The sequence below is a fragment of the Mesoplasma coleopterae genome (assembly GCF_002804245.1).
Lineage (GTDB): Bacteria > Bacillota_I > Bacilli_A > Mycoplasmatales > Mycoplasmataceae > Mesoplasma > Mesoplasma coleopterae.
Genome location: NZ_CP024968.1, coordinates 524,135 through 545,466, shown reverse-complemented (window position 1 = coordinate 545,466; position 21,332 = coordinate 524,135). Strand labels below are relative to the sequence as shown.

The 21,332-nt window shown below is 25.2% G+C and carries 21 protein-coding genes and 1 other annotated feature; of the genes, 20 read left to right on the top strand and 1 reads right to left on the bottom strand.

Going from position 1 to position 21,332, the window contains the following annotated elements; all coding sequences use genetic code 4:
* Window positions 1–10 precede the first annotated feature (10 nt).
* From MCOLE_RS02460 to MCOLE_RS02365, 20 genes are all read left to right on the top strand, one after another.
* Window positions 11–1,150, top strand: coding sequence for an HU family DNA-binding protein (locus MCOLE_RS02460; protein ID WP_100671145.1), 1,140 nt, complete (start codon window positions 11–13; stop codon window positions 1,148–1,150).
* The gene (locus MCOLE_RS02455; protein ID WP_100671143.1) at window positions 1,150–1,377 is read left to right on the top strand and encodes a helix-turn-helix domain-containing protein; all 228 of its coding nucleotides are present in this window, start codon (window positions 1,150–1,152) and stop codon (window positions 1,375–1,377) included. Before MCOLE_RS02460 ends, MCOLE_RS02455 begins: the two co-directional genes overlap by 1 nt.
* 599 nt (window positions 1,378–1,976) lie before the next feature.
* On the top strand, window positions 1,977–3,968 hold the full coding sequence (locus tag MCOLE_RS02450; protein ID WP_100671141.1) for a hypothetical protein: 1,992 nt from the start codon (window positions 1,977–1,979) through the stop codon (window positions 3,966–3,968).
* 157 nt (window positions 3,969–4,125) lie between these two features.
* The gene (locus MCOLE_RS02445) at window positions 4,126–4,353 is read left to right on the top strand and encodes a helix-turn-helix domain-containing protein (protein WP_100671139.1); all 228 of its coding nucleotides are present in this window, start codon (window positions 4,126–4,128) and stop codon (window positions 4,351–4,353) included.
* A 22-nt stretch (window positions 4,354–4,375) separates the two neighbouring features.
* Entirely contained in the window at window positions 4,376–4,570 is a 195-nt protein-coding gene (locus MCOLE_RS02440) for a hypothetical protein (protein ID WP_157844807.1), read from the top strand.
* Between the two features lie 206 nt (window positions 4,571–4,776).
* Window positions 4,777–5,556 (top strand): hypothetical protein, encoded by a 780-nt coding sequence (locus tag MCOLE_RS02435; RefSeq protein WP_100671135.1) that lies wholly within the window; start codon window positions 4,777–4,779, stop codon window positions 5,554–5,556.
* Between the two features lie 78 nt (window positions 5,557–5,634).
* On the top strand, window positions 5,635–6,996 hold the full coding sequence (locus MCOLE_RS03700) for a hypothetical protein (protein ID WP_167373852.1): 1,362 nt from the start codon (window positions 5,635–5,637) through the stop codon (window positions 6,994–6,996).
* Window positions 6,997–7,707: 711 nt separating this feature from the next.
* The gene (locus MCOLE_RS02425) at window positions 7,708–9,882 is read left to right on the top strand and encodes a lipoprotein (RefSeq protein ID WP_100671133.1); all 2,175 of its coding nucleotides are present in this window, start codon (window positions 7,708–7,710) and stop codon (window positions 9,880–9,882) included.
* A gap of 73 nt (window positions 9,883–9,955) precedes the next feature.
* Window positions 9,956–10,711 carry a hypothetical protein gene (locus tag MCOLE_RS02420; protein WP_100671131.1) on the top strand — a complete coding sequence of 252 codons (756 nt, stop codon included), beginning with the start codon at window positions 9,956–9,958 and terminating at the stop codon, window positions 10,709–10,711.
* A 175-nt stretch (window positions 10,712–10,886) separates the two neighbouring features.
* Window positions 10,887–11,234, top strand: coding sequence for a hypothetical protein (locus tag MCOLE_RS02415; protein ID WP_100671129.1), 348 nt, complete (start codon window positions 10,887–10,889; stop codon window positions 11,232–11,234).
* A gap of 129 nt (window positions 11,235–11,363) precedes the next feature.
* On the top strand, window positions 11,364–12,149 hold the full coding sequence (locus MCOLE_RS02410; RefSeq protein WP_100671127.1) for a GNAT family N-acetyltransferase: 786 nt from the start codon (window positions 11,364–11,366) through the stop codon (window positions 12,147–12,149).
* 304 nt (window positions 12,150–12,453) lie between these two features.
* Window positions 12,454–13,161: an ATP-binding cassette domain-containing protein gene (locus MCOLE_RS02405; protein ID WP_100671122.1), complete on the top strand. Its 708-nt coding sequence runs from the start codon at window positions 12,454–12,456 to the stop codon at window positions 13,159–13,161.
* A 2-nt stretch (window positions 13,162–13,163) separates the two neighbouring features.
* The gene (locus tag MCOLE_RS02400; protein ID WP_100671120.1) at window positions 13,164–14,015 is read left to right on the top strand and encodes a hypothetical protein; all 852 of its coding nucleotides are present in this window, start codon (window positions 13,164–13,166) and stop codon (window positions 14,013–14,015) included.
* A 102-nt stretch (window positions 14,016–14,117) separates the two neighbouring features.
* Complete coding sequence (locus MCOLE_RS02395) at window positions 14,118–14,855, top strand: hypothetical protein (RefSeq protein ID WP_100671118.1); 738 nt, start codon at window positions 14,118–14,120, stop codon at window positions 14,853–14,855.
* Between the two features lie 106 nt (window positions 14,856–14,961).
* Entirely contained in the window at window positions 14,962–15,354 is a 393-nt protein-coding gene (locus MCOLE_RS02390) for a hypothetical protein (RefSeq protein WP_100671116.1), read from the top strand.
* Between the two features lie 77 nt (window positions 15,355–15,431).
* Window positions 15,432–15,511, top strand: a sequence feature (ribosomal protein L21 leader region).
* A gap of 6 nt (window positions 15,512–15,517) precedes the next feature.
* Window positions 15,518–15,817 carry a 50S ribosomal protein L21 gene (gene rplU, locus MCOLE_RS02385; RefSeq protein ID WP_011183340.1) on the top strand — a complete coding sequence of 100 codons (300 nt, stop codon included), beginning with the start codon at window positions 15,518–15,520 and terminating at the stop codon, window positions 15,815–15,817.
* A gap of 2 nt (window positions 15,818–15,819) precedes the next feature.
* Window positions 15,820–16,134: a ribosomal-processing cysteine protease Prp gene (locus MCOLE_RS02380; protein ID WP_011183339.1), complete on the top strand. Its 315-nt coding sequence runs from the start codon at window positions 15,820–15,822 to the stop codon at window positions 16,132–16,134.
* 1 nt (window position 16,135) lies between these two features.
* Entirely contained in the window at window positions 16,136–16,423 is a 288-nt protein-coding gene (gene rpmA / locus MCOLE_RS02375; protein ID WP_011183338.1) for a 50S ribosomal protein L27, read from the top strand.
* Between the two features lie 246 nt (window positions 16,424–16,669).
* The gene (locus MCOLE_RS03745; protein ID WP_208612155.1) at window positions 16,670–17,419 is read left to right on the top strand and encodes a DnaJ domain-containing protein; all 750 of its coding nucleotides are present in this window, start codon (window positions 16,670–16,672) and stop codon (window positions 17,417–17,419) included.
* A gap of 10 nt (window positions 17,420–17,429) precedes the next feature.
* The gene (locus MCOLE_RS02365) at window positions 17,430–18,782 is read left to right on the top strand and encodes a M20 family metallopeptidase (RefSeq protein ID WP_100671114.1); all 1,353 of its coding nucleotides are present in this window, start codon (window positions 17,430–17,432) and stop codon (window positions 18,780–18,782) included.
* 28 nt (window positions 18,783–18,810) lie between these two features.
* Here the strand turns inward: MCOLE_RS02365 and MCOLE_RS02360 are convergent, their stop codons facing one another.
* Window positions 18,811–21,279, bottom strand: coding sequence for a hypothetical protein (locus tag MCOLE_RS02360; protein ID WP_157844806.1), 2,469 nt, complete (start codon window positions 21,277–21,279; stop codon window positions 18,811–18,813).
* Window positions 21,280–21,332 lie beyond the last annotated feature (53 nt).

Here is a 21,332-nt window from a genome sequence, read left to right as displayed (position 1 = left end):
AAGGATACTAATGGAGAAACAAGAAAAAAATAAAAAGCAAAAAAATATTTTTTTAAAAAAATCAAAAAGTTACGTAATTAAATTAAGTTTTACTTTTGCTATTTTGATAACAATGGTTATTTTCTTTTCAATGAAAATAATAAATGCAATAGTCAATAATAGAGATATTTTAGAAGCATTTAAAACTATTGGTATAATCCCCCCAACAGACTTAAGTTTGCCAAATATAATTGATTATGTATCTAATATTATTTTGCTAATCGTTTTACCTATTTTAGTACTTACTTGAATTATTCTAATTATTAAATCTAAAACAAAAAATGCAAAAAATAAAAATGTTGAAACAATAGGCACTAAAAAAATTCATCACTCAGTTAAAGCACAAAAAGAAGAAGCAGAAATGGTTTTAGAAGTTGAAAATTCTGATGTTGATTTATACCCTCATTATGTAGAAGACAAAACATTTTTTGAAGAATTTAATAATGAAAGTGATAGCGATATGACTTTGCTACAACAAAGAGCAAAAACTGATGGATCAGTTTTAATCAAAGAAAATTTAAGTGAGCTTGTTAAGAATGCTTATAAAATTAAGAAATACGCTATTTTAAAAAATATAGATGTTGATGAAGTAGTTTTAGAGGAAATGACTAAAAAAGAATTAATTTTATTTATGAAAAAAATAGGTGATGAATTAAGAAAAAAAGAATATCAAACTCTTAATTCAGAAGATTATTCAGAAAATAGTGAAATTGAAATTACGGAAAAAGATAGTACAACTCAAATTAGTGAAAAAAAACAATCAGAAAATATTGATATGGTTGAGGCAGGTAAAATAAATCAAAAAAAGCCCTTAATAAGAAAAAATAAAGTTACTAAAAAAGATTTAATTGATTCAATTTTCATAAACAATGATAGTAAATTGACAAAAGTTAAAATTAAAATAATTGTTGATAGATTATTTGAATTAATGGAAAGTAATTTAATTGAAGAAGGTTCAGAAGTTAAAATTAATAATTTTGCTAAGTTTTCAACAATCTTGGTTAATGAAACAACAATGAAAGACATAAAAACTGGTGAATTAAAAATGGTTCCTTCACGTAAGACCATTAAATTTAAATCATTAAAAGGTTTAAAGGAGAGTCTAAAATAATGAAAAAGTATAATGAAGAAAATGCTTTAATTTTAATTATCGCAACTAATTTAAAAATGATTAGATCACGTAAGGGTTTAACTCAAGAAGAATTAGGCTTTAGATCTGGTATTTCAAAAAATTATATTTCTGACTTTGAGAGAGGAAGAAGAAACATAACAATTAAGGTTTTTCAAAGACTTATTGAGGGTCTTGAAATAGAACCCCAAGATTTATTAACTCCTTAAGTTAATAGTTATAATATTGACTATGTTTTAAATAAGTCAAATGAAAAAAGTAAAGTTAATTTTAAATCTTATGCAATTTTAAAGCATTTTGTAATTTGCATGATTAGATTATTAATAAGATATAAAAACTATCTTTTATGCCGCAGTTGCATTTATAAATTAGTAGATTAAAAATTATAAAAAATTAATAGACTTTCAAGTTTCAGATAAATGAAATTAATGAATATCTTAACAGTGTCTTCAATTTGAAAATAAGTTTTATTATTATGCTTTCTTATTTTATAGACTAACTGATAAATAAACCCATTTATACAAGCTTAATCCAGAAAATAAAGTAACTTATCACTAAACAACATCTTGTTGTTTCACTTTATGAATATTAACTTGTAGAAATCTGTAATTATGGATTTAGATTTAAAAATGAAAAAGTCTATTTTAAAAAATATTAAGTTAAATTATGTTAAACCTTGATATTATTTGGTTATTTTAATTAGAATAAGCAAATTGAGTTTTTCAATTGCTTTATACAAATTTAGAAAATTTGATTTCTAAAAATTTATTTTTTAAAAACAGAATTAAAAAGAAAAGGAAAAAAGAAAATGAAAAAATTATTATTAATATTATCATCTTTTGCCGTGGTTGGTACTTCATCAATGGCTGTTATTTCATGTTCAAATGGAGATGGTAATGGAGATGACAAAGATAAGGATAAGGAAAAAGAAAAAGAAGCAATTAGAGAATTAATCAGACAATTTGAAGGTGAAGTTCAATCTAAATTCTCAACAATTGTTTCATCTCCGATGGCAACAAGATCAACATTGTTAGATACAGAGGCTTCAAAAAATGGATTAATTTTTTTCCAACAAGATAATTTAAAATCAATTTATGATCAAGCATCAACAGGTACAGGTGGTGGTGAAACTACCCCTGATGAGCAAACAGTTAAGTTTTATGATGTTTTAACAGATAAACAACAAAAAGATTTAACATCAAATGTTGAATCACTATTAAGTCCAGCTAAAGCAATGGCAGATTTAAGAAATGCAATTAGTACTTCAACTTATAGTGTTTTAATTGGAAGTTTTGGTTCAAAATGAATTGATGATCTTAAATTTGATTATGAAAATGCAGAAATGACTTATGGAGCTACTGGTAATGAAGAAGGATTTATCTCAAGTATAAATTTAAATTTCTCTTCAACTTATAGATATAAAGATGCAGAACAGGCAACAGTTACAAAAAATGTAAAAGGAACAATTGTTATTACTATTTCAGATGATAGTGAAATTATTGCTTCAATTAACAAAATTAGTAATGAATTAGCTGGTGATATGTTGAAAGAAGCAAATGCAAATGTTTATGTTGACTTTGAAACATTAAGAGCGTTAGAACCAAGTTTAACAACACAAGATTTATTAACTGCTAATACAGATGCATATAAATCAGCAATTACTAAATACAATGAAAAACTTGCTAAATCTATGACTTCTATTATAAAAACTAAGTACTTCACAAACAGCACACCTGTTGTAAATGCTATTGATGTTAAATACTACAATGAAAATGATATTATAAGACAAGAACAAACAAACCATTTTAATAACATAGGAAAAATTAGTCTTAATTATGATCATAACAATTGAGAAGCATGAAATACTTTCTTTGGAAAAGTTAAAACTACTGGAAATATTCAATTGGAAGGTAATAGAGTAAACGGAGATGAAACTTTATATGCTGCAGTTGATGGACAATGAAAAAATTCATTAAGTGCATATAATACAAAAATCGTAAGTGAATATACAAAAAGAACAGAAAAATCAACTAATGTTGAAAAAAATGAAAATACAGATAATTTATTAGCTATGTCAGTTTCAAGTGAAACAATGACTATTAAAGGATTAACTATTTCTTTACCAAATGGGTATACACAAAGATTAAGTGATGTTGGTTTCACATATTCTATTGCAATTGACAACAGTGCAACAGCTGTATCTGAAACAACAGATTCAGCTCAATCAAAAATTTTTAGTTCTTACTACAAAGGAATTGAACAAATGTTAAATACATTCCATAATTTCTATGGAATTTCTGAAAGTGATATTTGAGCATCACCAAATGCATCTGATGCACAATTAAACAATAAATTTAAAATGTCAGGTGAAACAGGTGTTAAAAAACAAGATGGCACAGACTTTAATATTTGAGATTATTTAAAAGAAACTGGCGCAATGAATGGAACAATTAACGCAAATAATTTTGCAAATGCACTAAGTTTAAATACTGGAGTTGAAGCTCAACAAATTAAAGAACAAAACTTAATTGGAAAAATGTCAGGTATTACATATATGAACTTTACATATTCAGATGCAGGTAGTCGTCCGAATGCAAGAAGACAAGCTAGCATTGCTGATGAAAACTATAGTGCAAATGATGGTTCAAGAATAATGAAAGGTTTAACAATGACTGCTTCAGATAACGCAACCCTTCAATTTGGAATTTCATCAAACTTAATTGATATTAAATTTGGAAATAATACTTTTGTATTTGACTGAAGAACATTAGGTAGATATACTTTTATTGAAAAAATCTAATAAAAAATAAAAGTTACTATAAAAGTTTTAGTTTAATTGAATCTTCATAAATAATTATAGTAATTTGACAAAAATTAAAATAATTATGGATAGTTTATTTAATTAATGGAAAGCAATTAAAAATAAATTATTAAAAGGCTTAAAGGAGAGTTTAAAAATGAAAAAGTATAATGAAGAAGATGCACTACTTTTTATAGTAGCTGCAAATTTAAAAAAAATTAGATCTCATAAGGGTTTAACCCAAGAAGAATTAGGCTTTAGATCTGGTATTTCAAAAAACTATATTTCTGATTTTGAAAGAGGAAGAAGAAATATAACAATTAAAGTTTTTCAAAGACTTATTGAGGGTCTTGAAGTAGAACCTCAAGATTTATTAACTCTTTAAGTTAATGTTCAAAAACATTATCATGTTACATAAACTAAATAACATAAAATTAATATTTAACCTATCGACATGATTAGATTATTATGAAGAATCAAAAAATAATTCTAAAACAGCTATTAGAGAAGATGTAAACTTAGTTAACTACCACAAAGGATCATTAACTTCAGATACAAGAAGAAAAATTAAAAAAAGTAATTATAAAACAAGAATATTTTAACTTAAAATATAATTTTTAAGAGTTTAAAGAATTTGTTACAAATTTAATAATGAGTTAAAATTTGAGAATCAACAACTTAAAACTTGTATTAAGTACTTAGAGAATAAATACAAAAATAATAATATTTTTAAAACAGTAACTATAAGTGCTGTTTTTTTAGAATAAAATCCTTTAATAATATTTTGAAATTTAGAAAGGATAACAAAATGAAAAAGTTATTATTATTTTTATCAAGTTTAAGCGTTTCAGCAATTACTGCTATAAATATTATTGGTTGCACAACAAATCATAAAAATGAAAATCAAAATCAAAATCAAAATGAAAAGCCAGAAGAAGTTGAAATTGCTTTGAATTTAGATTCGTTAAACATAAAGACAAAAATTATATTTTCTAGTGCTATTGAAATTCATGAAGAAATAATATTGAATGAATTAAAATCACTTAACCAAGATTTAGAAATTAAATGAAACTATTTGTCAGTTATAAAAAAAGAGAAATATTATTTATCAAGTATAGATGAAAATATTTACACGGGAACTATTGAATTAGATATAACTCAAAAGAATAATATTAATAAATTCCAACAGGAAATGTATTTAAAGACAACAGAAGTAAATGAGCAATCAATAATCGAAAATTTTAAAACACTAAATCCTGAAGTAAAAGAGCTAAAATTATTATGTAAAAAAGAAAATGAAAGTTGAATAATTAGTGTTATTGAAGAAAATGAAAAATATGATGGCTTCATTATATTAAAAATCTATATTAAAAAAGATATTAGTGATGTAATACAAGATAAGACTTTTAAATCACAAACAATAAACAGCCATGAAAAAATAGTAGTTAAATTAATTAAGGCTAAGTATCCTGAATTAGCTGATATAAAATTAAAAGCAATTTTATTTAATAAAAATACTTGATCAATAAGTGTTGATGAATCAGAATTAATTTATTATGGGAATTGCTTAGTGCAATTATATGTTTAAAATAATAGTCTAAGGCTATTATTTTTTCTTTTGTCTAGTCATAAAATTAAAGTGAGGGAGACCTCGCAAAGGAAAAAAATGAAAAAATTATTGCATTTATTAACTTGTTTATCTTTAACAGGATTTAGTTTTAGCTTAACGGTAAGTTGTAGTAATAAGCCAATAGTAAATATCGTAAAAACTAATATAGAAACAATATTTACAGATAACTACATTGAATTGCCATATTGAATGGACATAAATGGTGAAAATATCTTAAGCATGATACGCAAAACATACCCAGAGTTAAAAAAATGTAAATTGAGATTAGTATACACCACAACTGTATGAGAATTGCATGTTGATAAAAGTGATTTATATTTTGAAGGTATTAAATACTTTAATATAATAATAAATGAACAAATTCCAATACTGCCAACAATTAAAAAAGAGTTGAAACAAGTTTTTGTAAACACAGACATTGTTTTATTTGATGAAAATGAAATTAATGAAACTAATATTATTAAAAGAATAAAAGAAATGTACCCAGAATTAAATTTTATGAATTTATATCTTGAAAAAATAAATGAAACACATTGAGAGTTGTCCATTGAGGAAAATGAAATATTTTATCAAGGAAGCGTTGTTTTAAATGTAACTATTTATAAAGAAGAACAGATGCCTGGTTTTCTGGTTAATATAGCTTCAATAATTAAAGACAATTCTTTTATTGAAGTAAAAACAAATAGTGAACAAGGAATATTAAACAGTATTTATAAACAAGCACCAGAACTTGAAAATAGATTACTGGTAACTGATATAGAAGATATGGGTGTAGTTAATCAAGACAAACTTGAAACACATCTATTTGAAGCAATACTAGTTGTATCAGATGATGATCAACAATACTTTGGTGGAGTTTCAGTGAAATATTATTTTGATGTAAATGTAAAACAGGATTTAAATAGTCTTATTGTTAATCCTCATATATTATTACGAGAAAATGAAGAAATAATTCAAGCAAATATATTAAATAAAATAATTCTTGATTACCCTGAATTAAAAATAGAAGATTTAATTTTAAAATATCTTTCAAATACTCAATGAGAATTATCAATTAGTGAAAACAATTCTGATTATCAAGGAAGCGTTGTTTTAAATGTAACTATTTATAAAGAAGAACAGATGCCTGGTTTTCTGGTTAATATAGCTTCAATAATTAAAGACAATTCTTTTATTGAAGTAAAAACAAATAATGAACAAGGAATATTAAACAGTATTTATAAACAAGCACCAGAACTTGAAAATAGATTACTGGTAACTGATATAGAAGATATGGGTGTAGTTAATCAAGACAAACTTGAAACACATCTATTTGAAGCAATACTAGTTGTATCAGATGATGATCAACAATACTTTGGTGGAGTTTTAGTTAAGTATCATTTTGACGTAAATAACTAACACATTTCAAAAGACTATTATAGTTGAACAAAAATAGTAAGTAAGAAAGTTATTAGATTTTCATACTTGCTATTTTTATATTTTTAAGGCAAATTTAAATAACAGGTTTTTCCTTATTCTCATTGTTTAGTTAATTCCTTTTTCATGATTATTTTTCATATAATTTTATTATCTTTTTAAGTAACAGAATCTATTAAAATAATTAAGATTTATAAAGTTATTACAAGTTTATGCAAAGTTTTGAGATTAATAATGATACATCTGCTCAAAATTAAAATATTATTTTCTTTTTACATCAAAGATACATTTCAAGTTATTAACATCTATTTTTGCTTGTAAATATACTTTATATACAACCTGTTCAAGTTGCTTTCAGTTTTTTTAAATTAAAATTTAAAATTAAAAAGTGTGTGAAAGTTTACAACTATTTATTCTCTCTTTGGACCAAAAATGTCTGTAAGGTAAAGATATTTTTTAGAATTTAACGCTTGTAATTCATTTGATTGCTTAATATCATCTGTAAATTTCATATTCTGTTTTTTATCTATAATTTGTAAAAATACATACAAAATGAGCATAAAAACACTTAAAGTTAATAAAATTTAATTAAAAAACCCTTATAAAAGTATTTTTTCCTTATAATAAAATAGTAGTAAAATAGTTCTTATTTACTATCAAAAAATAGAATATTCTAGGAGGACACACAAAATAATGAAAAAATTATTAGGTATTTTAGCTGCGACCGGTATAGCAGCTAGTAGCGCAAGCCTAGTAGTAGCCTGTGGGTCAAAAGAATCAAAAGGAACAGTTGTAGACTTAGAAAAAGCACTTTCAGGTTACACTGCAACAAATGATACTGATGAGCAGGAAATTATTAGCGAATTACAAAAAGTCAAGGGATTAGAAAAACTTGATAAAAAAGAAATTGCAGTTGTTACACAAATAGCAACTGAAAAAACAGAAGGTAGTGTATGAATTCATGCAACTAACCAAGCAAAATTGATCTCAGGGGAAATCGTATTAAACATTGGTGAAACACCAGCAGTTGATTTAGCAACAGCATTAACAGATGTTTACTTTGATAAAAAACCAACTGATCAAGATGTTATTGATGCTTTAAGACAAGTTAAAGGATTAAAACATTTAGAAGCAAATGAAGTTTCATTTGATTTATCTAGTTTAGATGGTCAACCTAATACAAAAGATGGAGCAACTGAGGGAATTTATGAAATTCCAGTTAAAGCAACAACTTCAGCTAAAATTGTTACAGGTAAAGGAAATATCATTGTTGATTTATCTGTAATTAATTTAGAAGAATTAAAAGAAAAAGTTAACGGATTAACTGACAAATCAACTGATGAAGAAATTGCAGCAGCAATTAATGCAGCTTGAAAAACAGCAAATCCAAATTCTAAAAAAACAATTTCTAAAGAAGATGTAGAAATTGAAAGAAAACCAGGTAAAGTTGGAACAGAAGGTTCAATTACTGTTAAAGCAAAAGATAGTAGTAGTGAAAAAGTAACTGGTGAAGTTACAATTGCAACTGCTGCTTTAGCAAAAATAAATTTAAAAGAAGCTTTAAGTGATTTAACTTTACAAACACCAACTGATACACCAGCAGGTGATACTCAATCAGATGAAGAAACAACTAAAGTGCCTTCATTTGAAGAACAAATTTTAAATCACATTAACACTAAATATAGTAGTGTATTACCTGAAGAAACAAAAGTAGCATCTTCAGACTTAACAATTGAAACATCAAAAGAACCACAAATTAGTGAAGTAGGAACTTTAACTGTTACTGCTAAAGGTTACGTGGCAGAAACTTTATTTGCAGATGAAAACAATGGAGAAGGTGGAGAAGGTGGAACTACAACACCACCAGCACCAGAAGAATCAAAAGAATCAAAATTAGTAACTGGAACAACTGAATTAGCAATTCCAGCATTACCAAAATTAGATTTAACAGAATTATTAACACCTGATACAGAAGTTACAAATGATACAACTAATGATGAAATTATAGCTATTATTAACGAAGCAATTGCTGGTGAAGGTCAAACAGATCAAACAAAAGCTGGATCACCAATTGAAATTACAGCAGCAGATTTAGATATTACTAAAACTGCTTCAACTTCAAAAGCTGAAGGTTCAATTATTGTTAAAGCAAAATCAACTTCAAAATTAGTTCAAGGTGAAGTAAAATTAACAATTGCAAAAATTACAAAGAAAAACTTACAAGATTGAAATAGAGGTGGAGAATCTACTCCATTCGCAAATTATGAACCTAAAAATGGATCAACAGAAGCTTCAATTCAATCAGAAGTTTTAGAATTAATTAAAAAAGAAAAAGGTTTATCAGTAGTTACTGCTGATGATGTAAATATTACAGTTACTATTTCTTCAAAACCTCAAATAGATTCAGTTAAAGAAGTAGAAGAAAAATACTGAGATATTAATATCCAAGCTAAACCAACTTCAGAATACTTAATTGGATCAATGTCAATGAATAAAAAAGAAGCTGCTGAAGCTAAACCAAGTTATGATGAAGTTAAGGCACAAGCAACAGCTTACTTAGATAGATATACACCAACTGTTAAGGCTTGAGCAGAAGGACAAAATGTACCAGTTAGTCAAGAAGCTATTAATGGAATGTCAGAAACTTTAACTAAAAATTTAAAAGGTAATGCTGCTAAATTAATTAAAGAAATTAAAGTAATTAAAGAAAACGAAAAATTCTATGCAGTTGTTGAATTTAAACACGATACAACTTGAAGTGGAAACCTAAATGCTGATTTAGCTACTCAAAGAAAAATTGAATTGTCTTTTAAACCTGCTGAAAATCAAGTTTTATCATTCAACCTATCAAACAAATACTTTAACTAATTAGTTAATTTATTAAAAAGATATAATTAAAGACTCATTGAGTCTTTTTTTGTATTTATGCTAAAATCAAACTATGAAAAAGTATACAGCATTTTATAAAAACTGGATTTGATATTATCATTTAATAGCCTGTTTACTATTTATAGGTTTTTTATGTTGAGGATTTTATCTTTCTAGTTTTGTTGAATACTGATACAATAAGAACTCTTTTACTAATTATGATATCTTAATGAGTTTCTTTTCAGTACAAGTTAATATCATGACAATAGTCTGATTAATCATTTATATTATTAACTTTGACAAGAAAGAAAAACATGGAATATTAACTGATCGATTTAGAATGGTTATCATGAATTTAAATATGTTAGTATTTTTAATCTTTTGAATGGGTGTAGTATATTATGTTAAATCAGGTGAAGATAGTATAGCTAACTATGGTACTAATCAAATACTTTGTACCATAGTTACTCACTTAATATGTCCAATTCTATTATTCATTATTTATCAATTTAGTATGGGAAACGAAAGATATACTTATAACTTTTATAAAAAATGAGATATATACATCGTATTTATCTATGCAGCTAGTTATTTAGCATATGTATATATTAGAGGTGAATTATATTTACAAAATAATAATACAGGTAGATATCCTTATCCTTTTGTAGATTTTCAAAATCTATTTATTGGTAATTCAGTTGTTTTATATGTTTTTTATTTGATCATTGTATTTTTTATATGATTTTCATTGCATCATTTATGATTAGTCTATAACAATAATATAATTTTCAATATTAAACAAAAGCGATATATTTTATCTATTATATAGTTGTTAATTATTAAAATAAACTAACAAAATAACACAAAAAGGAGTTAAATCAAAAATTGATTTAACTGTTACTATTACAAATAAACTTTTGACATCACTACAGCTATCACAGTTGATAAAAGATCAGCTTCAACATATAATTAATTAATGTTTAAAAAATTAAGAGGAGAATAAGATGAACGAGAAGATACGTTTTTATAATGCAGCAATTGGTTTCAATTGATTAGCATTAGCAATTTGATTTATAGTTGGATTAGCTGGTGGTCACTTTTTAGGTGGAGTTATTCTTTGTGCTATTAGTGCATGTTGAATTGTACCAATGACTCTTGCAATAATAAAAGCTAGAGATGAATTAATGAATGGAATTGAAAGATCACACTTAGTTTTAGGAATATGTTCAATTATATTTATTTGAGTAGTTTCAGGAGTGTTAATACTAATAGCATATACAATGTGTGCTAAATGTAATAGACATGATCAAGTAGCATTCCCTAATAAAGAAAAAGATAGTGAAGAAAAATAAGAACAATAATTGTAGTTTTTATAAATTATAATTACTACAATTTCTAATAAGTTTATTTAAAACTATATCCTATCCCTGTTTTAGTTAAAACAAACTATAAGGTATAATATTCTTATAAGGAGAATATTTATGAAGAAGAAATTTAAGATGCATAATGCATATGCAAATGATTTAATTAATAATTTTACTAAATACTATGCTAACCCAATTGAAGAATATATTAAGCAAAACTTTAATTGAGAAACTGACCATGTTTGTCTAATAAATAGTGATCTAAATAATACAATCACAGCTGTTTCAAATGATTTATTGAAACTAGATGATGAACAAGTTAAACAGATTACTAAAAATACACAAGAAATGGCTTGAATTAACTTTTCAAATAATGATCATAATGAAAATCATGATATTTTAATTAAAAATCATTTTGATTTATTACATGTTTATCAAGGAATGGTTTTACAAACAAAAGACTGAGATATAAAAGATAGTTTAACTAATCCACATATTAAAGTAGTTGAAACAAAAGCTGAAGTTGAAAAATTTACTAGTATTATCGAAAATACATTTGACTTAGAAACAATTGTATTAGATAAATATTTACCTATTCATAAATACAATATAGAAAATAAAGTTAATCATATGATTTTAGTTAAAGACGAAAATGATAATTTTGTTGGAACAGGAAATATTTACTTTGATGATGAACATGCAATTATTGATGATATATCAGTATTAGTAGAAGCTAGAGGAAAAGGTTATGCTAAGATGATAATGTTTTACTTAATATCTTATGCAAAACAAATAGGAAAATCTGAGGTTTTACTATTTGGAACTGAAGATGGAACTCCTGTTTATGAAAAGATTGGATTTAAACTAATTGATACTTATATGGAAGTATTTTATAAAAAATAGCTGGTTGTGCTATTTATTAAAAAAATACTATATAAACTTAAATAATTTAATTTAAATTGAATAATAAGGTGTTTATCATAGTTTAAAACCCTTAATATTTTTTATAGAAAACTTAGTTATTATTTTTTGTAGTTGTTAAAGATTTAAGACATTAAAGAAGCTATTTAAGTCAGATACTATTTTAATAAAATAATAAATTTTAAAATCAAACTACTAACTTATAAATTACATAAGATTAGTAGTTTTTTGCTTATTTACATATATTGATTTATAATCTATCTAAATAAGGTTAAAGGTATAATTTATGATTGAATTTAAAAATGTAACTAAAATGTTTACATACGCTAAAGGCTTAAAGGATGTAAACATTATTATTAATAAAGAACAAATTGGTTTAGTTGGACCTAATGGAGCTGGTAAAACAACTTTTATTGAACTATTATTAGGATTTCACTTACCAAAAAAAGGTGAAGTAATAATTAATGGAGTTAAATCAACTGATAAAAATTTTGATATTAGTAAAGTTGGTTATATATCAGCTAATTTAGATATTCCTAAAAAACTAAGTGTTATTGAATATGTAGGATATATTAAAGAATTAGAAAATAGTGAAAAGTTTAACACTAACATTGAAATGTTTGCTAAAGTATTAGCATTTGATTTAAATGATACTTCACTAATTGGTAGCTTGTCATCTGGGATGGTGCAAAAATTAAAAATTATTTTAGCAATATCAGGAGATAAAGATATCTTAATTTTTGATGAACCAACAAGAGGATTAGACCCAATTGCAGTAGAGTTATTTGAAAAAATTATGGAAAAATTAAAAGAAAAAGATTTAACAATTATTTATTGTTCTCATATATTAGAAGAAGTTGAAAAATTTTGTGATCGTGGATTAATTATTAAAAATAACACTATTGTTAAAGATGTAAATATTAAAGAACATAAATCAAATTTAAGAGAAAGCTTTAAATCATTTTATGAATTTACTGAAATAGGGGATTTTTAATTATGAGATCAAATAGTAAAAAAATGCACTTAAGTGCTAAATTCCCAACTAAAAATAAATTCCTAATTTATTTTAAATATAACTTCTTTAATGGCTTTAAATCTGGGTTTGGAATTTTAGTTTTATTTGCAATTGCTCTAATCGGAATATTATGTTTATTAAGTTATATAGCAACTGAATTTAATTTTGATGAAGAAACAAATGAAACATTTTTAACCACAGGTGCTGTAATGATGCTAGTTGGTGCTTTAATGTTAATTTGTGCAATAGCTAGTATGAAAACCACACTTAATGATAATATAAATAAAAAAGTTAACCGTATATTCTTATTTGGTGAAATAAAAAGAAATCAAATTAAAAATTTTGCCTTAGTTTATAATGCAATACTGTTAGTAGCACAAGCAATTATAACCATTATATTAGTAAGCATTATATTTGGTTTGTCTACAGCTATTTCATCAGTTAATCTAATTGAATTAGTTAATTTACAGTTCTTTGCAACTTTAGTATTAAAAGTATTATCAGCTTATTTTTTAGGTTTATTATTATCAGTATTAATTCAAGCTTTACCAAAAAAAGGAGCCATTAAAGTAATTGTAATTGTTGGATTCTTTTTTATTCAATATTTATTAGCTAGTGTTAATATTGCATTAATTCCGTTGTTAATAATAGACAATTTTTATCGAAGTATAATTGGTTGAATTTTATTAATGATTCCATCAGTTTCATCAGGGTCAAGTTTTTGATGAAATGCTAATAACTGATTAATATTTGCAGGGTATGCATATAATATTGCATTTATTTGCTTATTTATTTGCTTATGAACTATACAAAATCGTAAAGCAACTTACTAGAAATAGTAAGTTTTTTATTAATTCATGTTATTAATGACATTGCATAGTTTTAATAAATAAAAAGAAGTAAAATTATATTAATTAAATTAAGGAAATACACAAATGAAAGAACAACAGAACAAGTTAAAACCTTCAAAAGAGGAAAAGAAATTTAATAAAAAAGTTATTCGTAGAAAGAATGGAATTCTGCTTAATTTATTTGGTTCTTCTGCAATCATTATAGGATTAATAATTTTTTCACTGATAGCTATTTTACTTTTTATTTTTATAACACAAGAAAAGTTTATAACTTTAGTTGATAATTTTGATAATTTAGAAAAAGATTTAAAGACTAATATAGAGAAGTTAATAAATGATGCGATACAAACAGTTAAAGATAATACTAATCCTGAAGAAATTTATAATGAAATAATGAAAAATATAAATCAAACTGGGATTACAATTAAAGTTGGAAATGATATTGTTCTATTAAGTTCAGATGATGTAATTAATTTGTTCAATCAGGTTTTGCCTAAAGAAGGATTCATTAAAACAATTAATGATTTCTTAGATTTTGGCGAAGTTAAAATACCAGATAATAGCATCTTAGATTTCTTAAAAGATTTAATTAAAAAGTTAAAGTTAGATAACTTTAATGAAATCATGTTAATTATAGTAATTGTTTCAACTAGTTTAACTATAATTAATTTATTAAACATCATTTTTGCTTGAAGATTAATGTTAGTTAAAAATAAAGTAATTAAAATTCTATTTATAATTACATCAGTATTATCAATTAATATCTTTAGTTGAATAGGAACATTAGTATATTTATTTAATGATCAAAAAGAAGTATTTTAGAATATAAAAGCTAACTATTAATAATAAAATATTTTTAATAAAAGACTTTTTATAAACTTTTTTATTTTTTCTTTAATAACTTTATGAATATAGAAAAGAGGTAATTATGGAAAAACTAAAAGTTGATGATTTAAAAGAGATAAAAGGTGGAGCTGCTTCTGGAGCATTATTAAATGGAATAGGTTCTATTATTGGTAAAACAGGTGATTTTATTATTGATGTAGCTATGCTACCATTTGCTTATATAGAAGCTGCTAAGGGGCATGATAAAGCTAAATTTAAAATGGGTAGCTCTAGTTTTGAATTTGATGATACAACATCTATTAAGTTAAATGCCAATAGCAATATTGCTGATAATGTGATTAAACTTGAAGCTATCAGATCCTTTGACAATAGTATGATTAATCAAGGCAATAATTTAGAAACAGCTCAACTTATGAATACAACTTTAGACACTAATATGGTTAAAGAAATAGTTTTTAATAAGTATTTTGGTTAAAATCAAGCAAATATATTAAGTAGTTAATCTCTTTAGTTGAATTATAAATTGGTTTGTAGTATCATTTAAATGTTGAAATCAAGTTTCAACCGCTCTTAACTAATACGTACATAAGTAGATTTATATCTCACGTATGAAGGCGAGTCTAGACTGGAGGATAAATATGTTCGCAATTATAAAAACAGGTGGAAAACAAATTAAAGTTGAAGCTGGAATGGAAATCTTTATCGAAAAATTAGAAGGTGAATTAAACACTGAAGTAACTTTCGAAGAGGTTTTAATGGTTGATGGAAAATTTGGTAGCCCATTAGTACAAGGTGCTAAAGTTACTGGTACAATCGTTAAACAAGGTAAAGGTAAAAAAATTCGTGTAGTTAGATACCACCCTAAGAAAAACGTTAATAAAGTTTATGGTCACAGACAACCATATACAAAAGTAAAAATTGAAAAAATTGAAGCTTAATTATGATTAAAGTCAAAATTAAAAATGAAGGTGAATTGTTAAAACAATTTGAAATATCAGGACATGCTGAATCTGGACCTTATGGACAAGATCTTGTGTGTGCAGCTGTTTCAGGAATTACATTTGGAGCATTAAATGCTTTAGATATTCACTTTTCAAAAGAAGTTGATTTGAAAGTTTTAGAAAATAAAATTGTTATTACAAATAACAATATAGAAAATCAATCTTTACAAACAATGTTGAAAATGTTAAAAATACAATTATCAACAATACAAACACAATACAAACAGTTTATAGAAATTATGGAGGTATACTAATATGCGTTTTATATTAAATTTACAATTCTTCGCTTCTAAAAAAGGAGTAGGGTCAACTAAAAACGGACGTGACTCAGAATCAAAACGTTTAGGAGCTAAAAAAGCTGATGGACAATTTGCAAACGCAGGTTCAATCATCTTTAGACAAAGAGGTACAAAAATTCACCCAGGTCAAAATGTTGGACGTGGTGGAGATGATACTTTATTTGCATTAGTATCAGGAATCGTTAAATATGAAAAATTTGGAAAAGGTCGTACAAGAGTTAAAGTTGTAGCTCCTGCTGAATAATTATTCATAAAAATTAATTAGTCGATTACTCGACTAATTTTTTTTGTTTATTTTGTTAAAATAATATAAACACTGAAGAGGTATAAAATGGTAAAAATGTTAATTATTATACTTTGTATAATCCTAGCTTTATTTGTTATTGGATCAATAACGTTTTTATTTACGTTTAAAAAGAACCGGATAGAATCACCAGATGCTCAAATAAGAAAAAATGAAGAACTATTAAGCACTAATCGTAAAGTTTGGATGAGAAATACTAAAAGAACAGTTTTAGTATCAAAATATGATTATTTTGAAAGCTTTGAAGAGTTTCCTTTTAACTCAGAATTTAATAATACTAAAGAATATTTATTAAAAAATAACTTTTCATTTACAACAACAAATGATGTGATTAAAGAATTAAAAGAAGCCCAGTCAAAAATATTAAATTTTTGATTAGTTGAACAAAGAAAACTATTAAAAGCTTTTGACCAAACTGGTTTAGAAGATAATTATCAAAATCGTAATTTTTTAATGAAATTTTATAATGAATCTTTAAATATATATATGAAGGTAGTTACTCAAGGTTTTGTGCCGAGAATACTAAAAGCTAAAATAGATTTTTTAAAAGGGGATGCGTTGTTAGATATTGATAAAGAAGTTAATTTAATGCATTCATGATTTACCAAGGCTATTGATGAATTAATTAATGAATTGTATAAACAATCTGGAGTTTATCAACAATCAGAATCATATACAAATAATTCCCAATATCAACAATATTCATATCAACAACAAAGACAATCAAAAATGTCAGATCAATTTAGTGATATTAACTGAGCTTATCAAACACTTGGTGTTACTGAAAAATCAACAAGTGATGAAATTAAAAAACAATATCGCAAATTAGCAATGACTTACCATCCAGATAAAAATAAAACAACAGAAGCAAAAGATAAAATGGTTGAAATAAATCGAGCTTATCAATTTTTAAAATCAATTAACAAGGTTAATTAAGGAGAATATTATGGAAATTAACAATAAAATATTATTAGACAAATACTTTACAGAAGCATTAGAAAAAACTAAGGAATTAATTAGAATACCTTCAGTATTAGCAGATCCAATTGGTAATATGCCTTTTGGAAAAGGGGTTAATGACGCATTAGACTATATTTTAAAATTAGGTAATGAATTAGGGTTTGAAACATACCGTGATGAAACTAACAAATATGGTTTTTTAGAATATGGTGAAGGAAAAGAACTATATGTAATCTTGTGTCATTTAGATGTAGTTCCTGCTGGAGATATGTCAGAATGAGTAACTAATCCGTTTGAACCAATTGAAAAAGATGGTAAATTAATTGGACGTGGTTCTATTGATGATAAAGGTCCAACAATGATGAATTTATATGCACTTAAATACTTAAAAGATCATAATTGAAAATCAGATACTTATAAAATTAGAATGATTTTTGGATTAAGTGAAGAAACTACATGAGAATGTATGGAAAAATATGTAGCAGATCATGGTATTGCATCAGCTGGTTATGTGCCTGATGGTTTATTCCCTTGTGTATACGCAGAGAAATGAATTAATAATATGGATGTTATTGCCAATGTGCCTTGTGATTTTGAAATTAAAGGTGGAGAGGCTTACAACATGATTTGTGATAAGGTTTCATACAAAGGACCTAAAATCGATGAGATTAAAGCTAAATTAGATACAATGAAAGACATTCATACTTCAGTTAATAATGATGAATTAATTGTTAAAGGAAAACCTGGTCATGCTTCTACTCCTCATGTTGGAGTTAACGCTGCATCTCATTTAGCATTTGCAATGAATGAATTAGGTATTAAACATCCTTTAATTCAATTTATTGCAAAAGAAGCTCATCTAAATTTCAACATGTCTAATATCTTTGATAATATTGCTGATGAAACCGGTGATCTAACTCAAAACATTGGAATCATTGACATTAAAGATGGTCAAGGAATGTTTACATTTAACTTTAGAATACCTGTTTTATCAGAACCTAAAACTAAGTTTTTCCCAATCATTGAAGCAGCATTTAATAAATATGGTTTAGATCATGTAAAACAAAGAATTGAAGATGCAGTATACTTTCCAAAAGATGGGGAAGTTGTTAAAAACATTATGCAAGTTTACCAAGAAATTACTGGAGATATGATTAGTCAACCTCAAGCAATGGGTGGAGGAACTTATGCTAAAACAATGCCTAATTTAATTGCGTTTGGTGCTGTTATGAATTTAGAAGATTCACCTATGCATGACTATAATGAATTTGCGACTATTGAAGAACTACAAAAAATGATTAAAATATATGCTAAAGCAATAACAAAATTAGCTAAATAAAAAAAATCGAATTGCTTTAATTCGATTTTTAATTTATTTTTTTAAATTCTTCTATTTGATATTTTGGTAAAAAACCCTCATTTTTTGCTGGTAAAACTAATTTAACAATATATTTGTTTCTAATTTCATTGTATGAATAATTAATCTCATAAATAATTCTGCTTTCAACTGAAGGATTTTTCAAATTAGAATAACTTATTAATTTTTCTGAAAATCTAGAATTGGATAATTCTTCTTCAAAATTAATCTCTTCAGGTTTAGGAATAAGTGAATCAATAACTTTTAATAAATTTTTTAAATTTTCAAATATATAATTGATAAATTTACCTGTTTCGTCATCTCAAAGTCTACTTAGAGAATACATAATTGTGTTTTCTCTAAAGAAATTGTTATTTATTGTTCCATCTTGAAGTTCAACTCCAATACCCATTATTCATCTTACAGCTTCAATTCCAGTTAATCATCTTCCTGTTTTAAAACCATGTTCTTTTGGTATGTATATTTGCATAGCAGGAAAATTTAATAAATATTTTGCTAATGCCATATCAGTTGTTGTATATTTATCATCCTTAAGGATAAGTAGATTTTTATCAACTGTTTTAATAGCTCTTTCTATTGTTATCATATTACCAAAATTATCTCTAAGTTTAAACTCAGGATTATCAGCAAGTGAAGTGTTATTTAAAGAATAACCAATATTTTGAAGTTTTGGAGCAGCACCTTTTAAAAATAAATTAATAAATGAACCAACAAATTCAGTTGATTTTGAAAGAATATCACCTATTCTAATATTCTTTGTAATTTTTATATTAATAATTTGTTTTAAAGAAATTTTTGGTAATTCTATTGGTAGATCATTTTCTTTTCCTAAAACTTTCATAAGTTTTCTTATATCTGTATTAACTAAATAACCTAAGAATTTATTAGTGAATGAACCTTCATTATTTACTAATCAAGCATACTTTTGTGCAAGTTTATCAACTGTTACTGTTGCTTTTTTTAAACTGTCTTTAAATGAGCCAAATAGTTTGTCATTTCAGCCTTCGATTACATTATTTAAAGACCCATTAATTTGCTTAGGCAAACTAGAAAAGAAATGTGTCATGTCAATTCCCGAAAGAATTGAACTAATAATGCCTGAAAAAACACCACTTATTTGTTCAGAACCCATTCCGATGGAATTTAAGAAATCAATTATTCCTCCATCTTTATCGAAGTCTTTTAATAATCCCCTTATTATTCCATTAATTGTTGATCCAAAAAATAAATTTAAAGCACCATTCTCATTTTTTCCATTATTTTTTCAATCACCAAATTTAACGTCCAATGTTTTTTCACCTAATTTTAATATTTTTGTATCAAAATCTAATTTAGTATTTTTATTGATAATATCATCATCAACTTGGAAAAGAATTTTAAAAGTTCTTAAAAGTTTATATGAGTTTGTGTCAATTTCATCTGAGAAAAGATCATATAAAAATTGTAAGATACCATCAAAATTAACGGCATTAATAATTTCTTCATTTATTAGTTTATTATTTACTTCTTTTATAATTTCAATGTTTGTCTTTGACTTTGAGAAAATATGATTATCATCTTTTATTTCTTCGACACTTAAGTTGTATTCATCAGTTGTGAAATTTTGAATGTATCAATTAATTCCAAATAAGGCATTAAATAAATGAGACAAAGTTTTGCTTGTAAAACTCTTTTGTTTTTCATATTGATTTTCATTATCTTTTTTAAACAATTCAAAAAAAGAATTTGTGTTTCAATCATAGTAATTTAAGGTAGCGTCTTTAAAATTGAAGGGTTTCATTTCTTTTCCAAATAAACTTCCAATAAATAAAGTAAGCTCACTTGAAAAATAGACTTTTAAATCTTTATTTGTTTTAACTCCCATATCCGAAAGATTCTTGTAACTAGGGACATTAACATCTTTGAAAATATTAAATAAATTTTCAATTTTTCCAAAAATCTCTTGAATGCTTACAATTTGCTTACCATTTAAGTTTTGAATTAAAATGGGTAAAGCTGTTCTTCAAAGTGCAGGGTCAAACTTAACACCAACAAGTCTATAAATTTCATTAAACGCAGAATCAATGATTTCAAAATTGTTTCTTCATTTATTTTCTTGAATTTCAACATTAAAATCATCTTTTTTATAAAGATCTGACATATATTCTTCTGCTTGATCTATATCTAAAAAAGTTTTAAATACTTCGTTCATGTAAGTTCTTTCTGAGCTATTGTTAATAATTTGATAACTTTGCAGTGAACCAATGTATTTATCTGCTTGTTGACCATTAATATTTCTTGAATTTGCAAGAATCGCTCCTTTAAAATAGCTTGAAGTTGAAGTTACAACTTCTTTAAGCTTATTGTTTATACTTTCTTTTTCTGTATCAAGATAGGTGCAAGCTACAACTCCAGTCATAGCAGAAGTTGAAATTAAGGTTGCTCCTAAAATGGTAATTATCTTTTTTAGTTTATTCATAATAAATTAATTTTATAATAAAACTTTATAGTTTTACACACTCATTGTTGTAA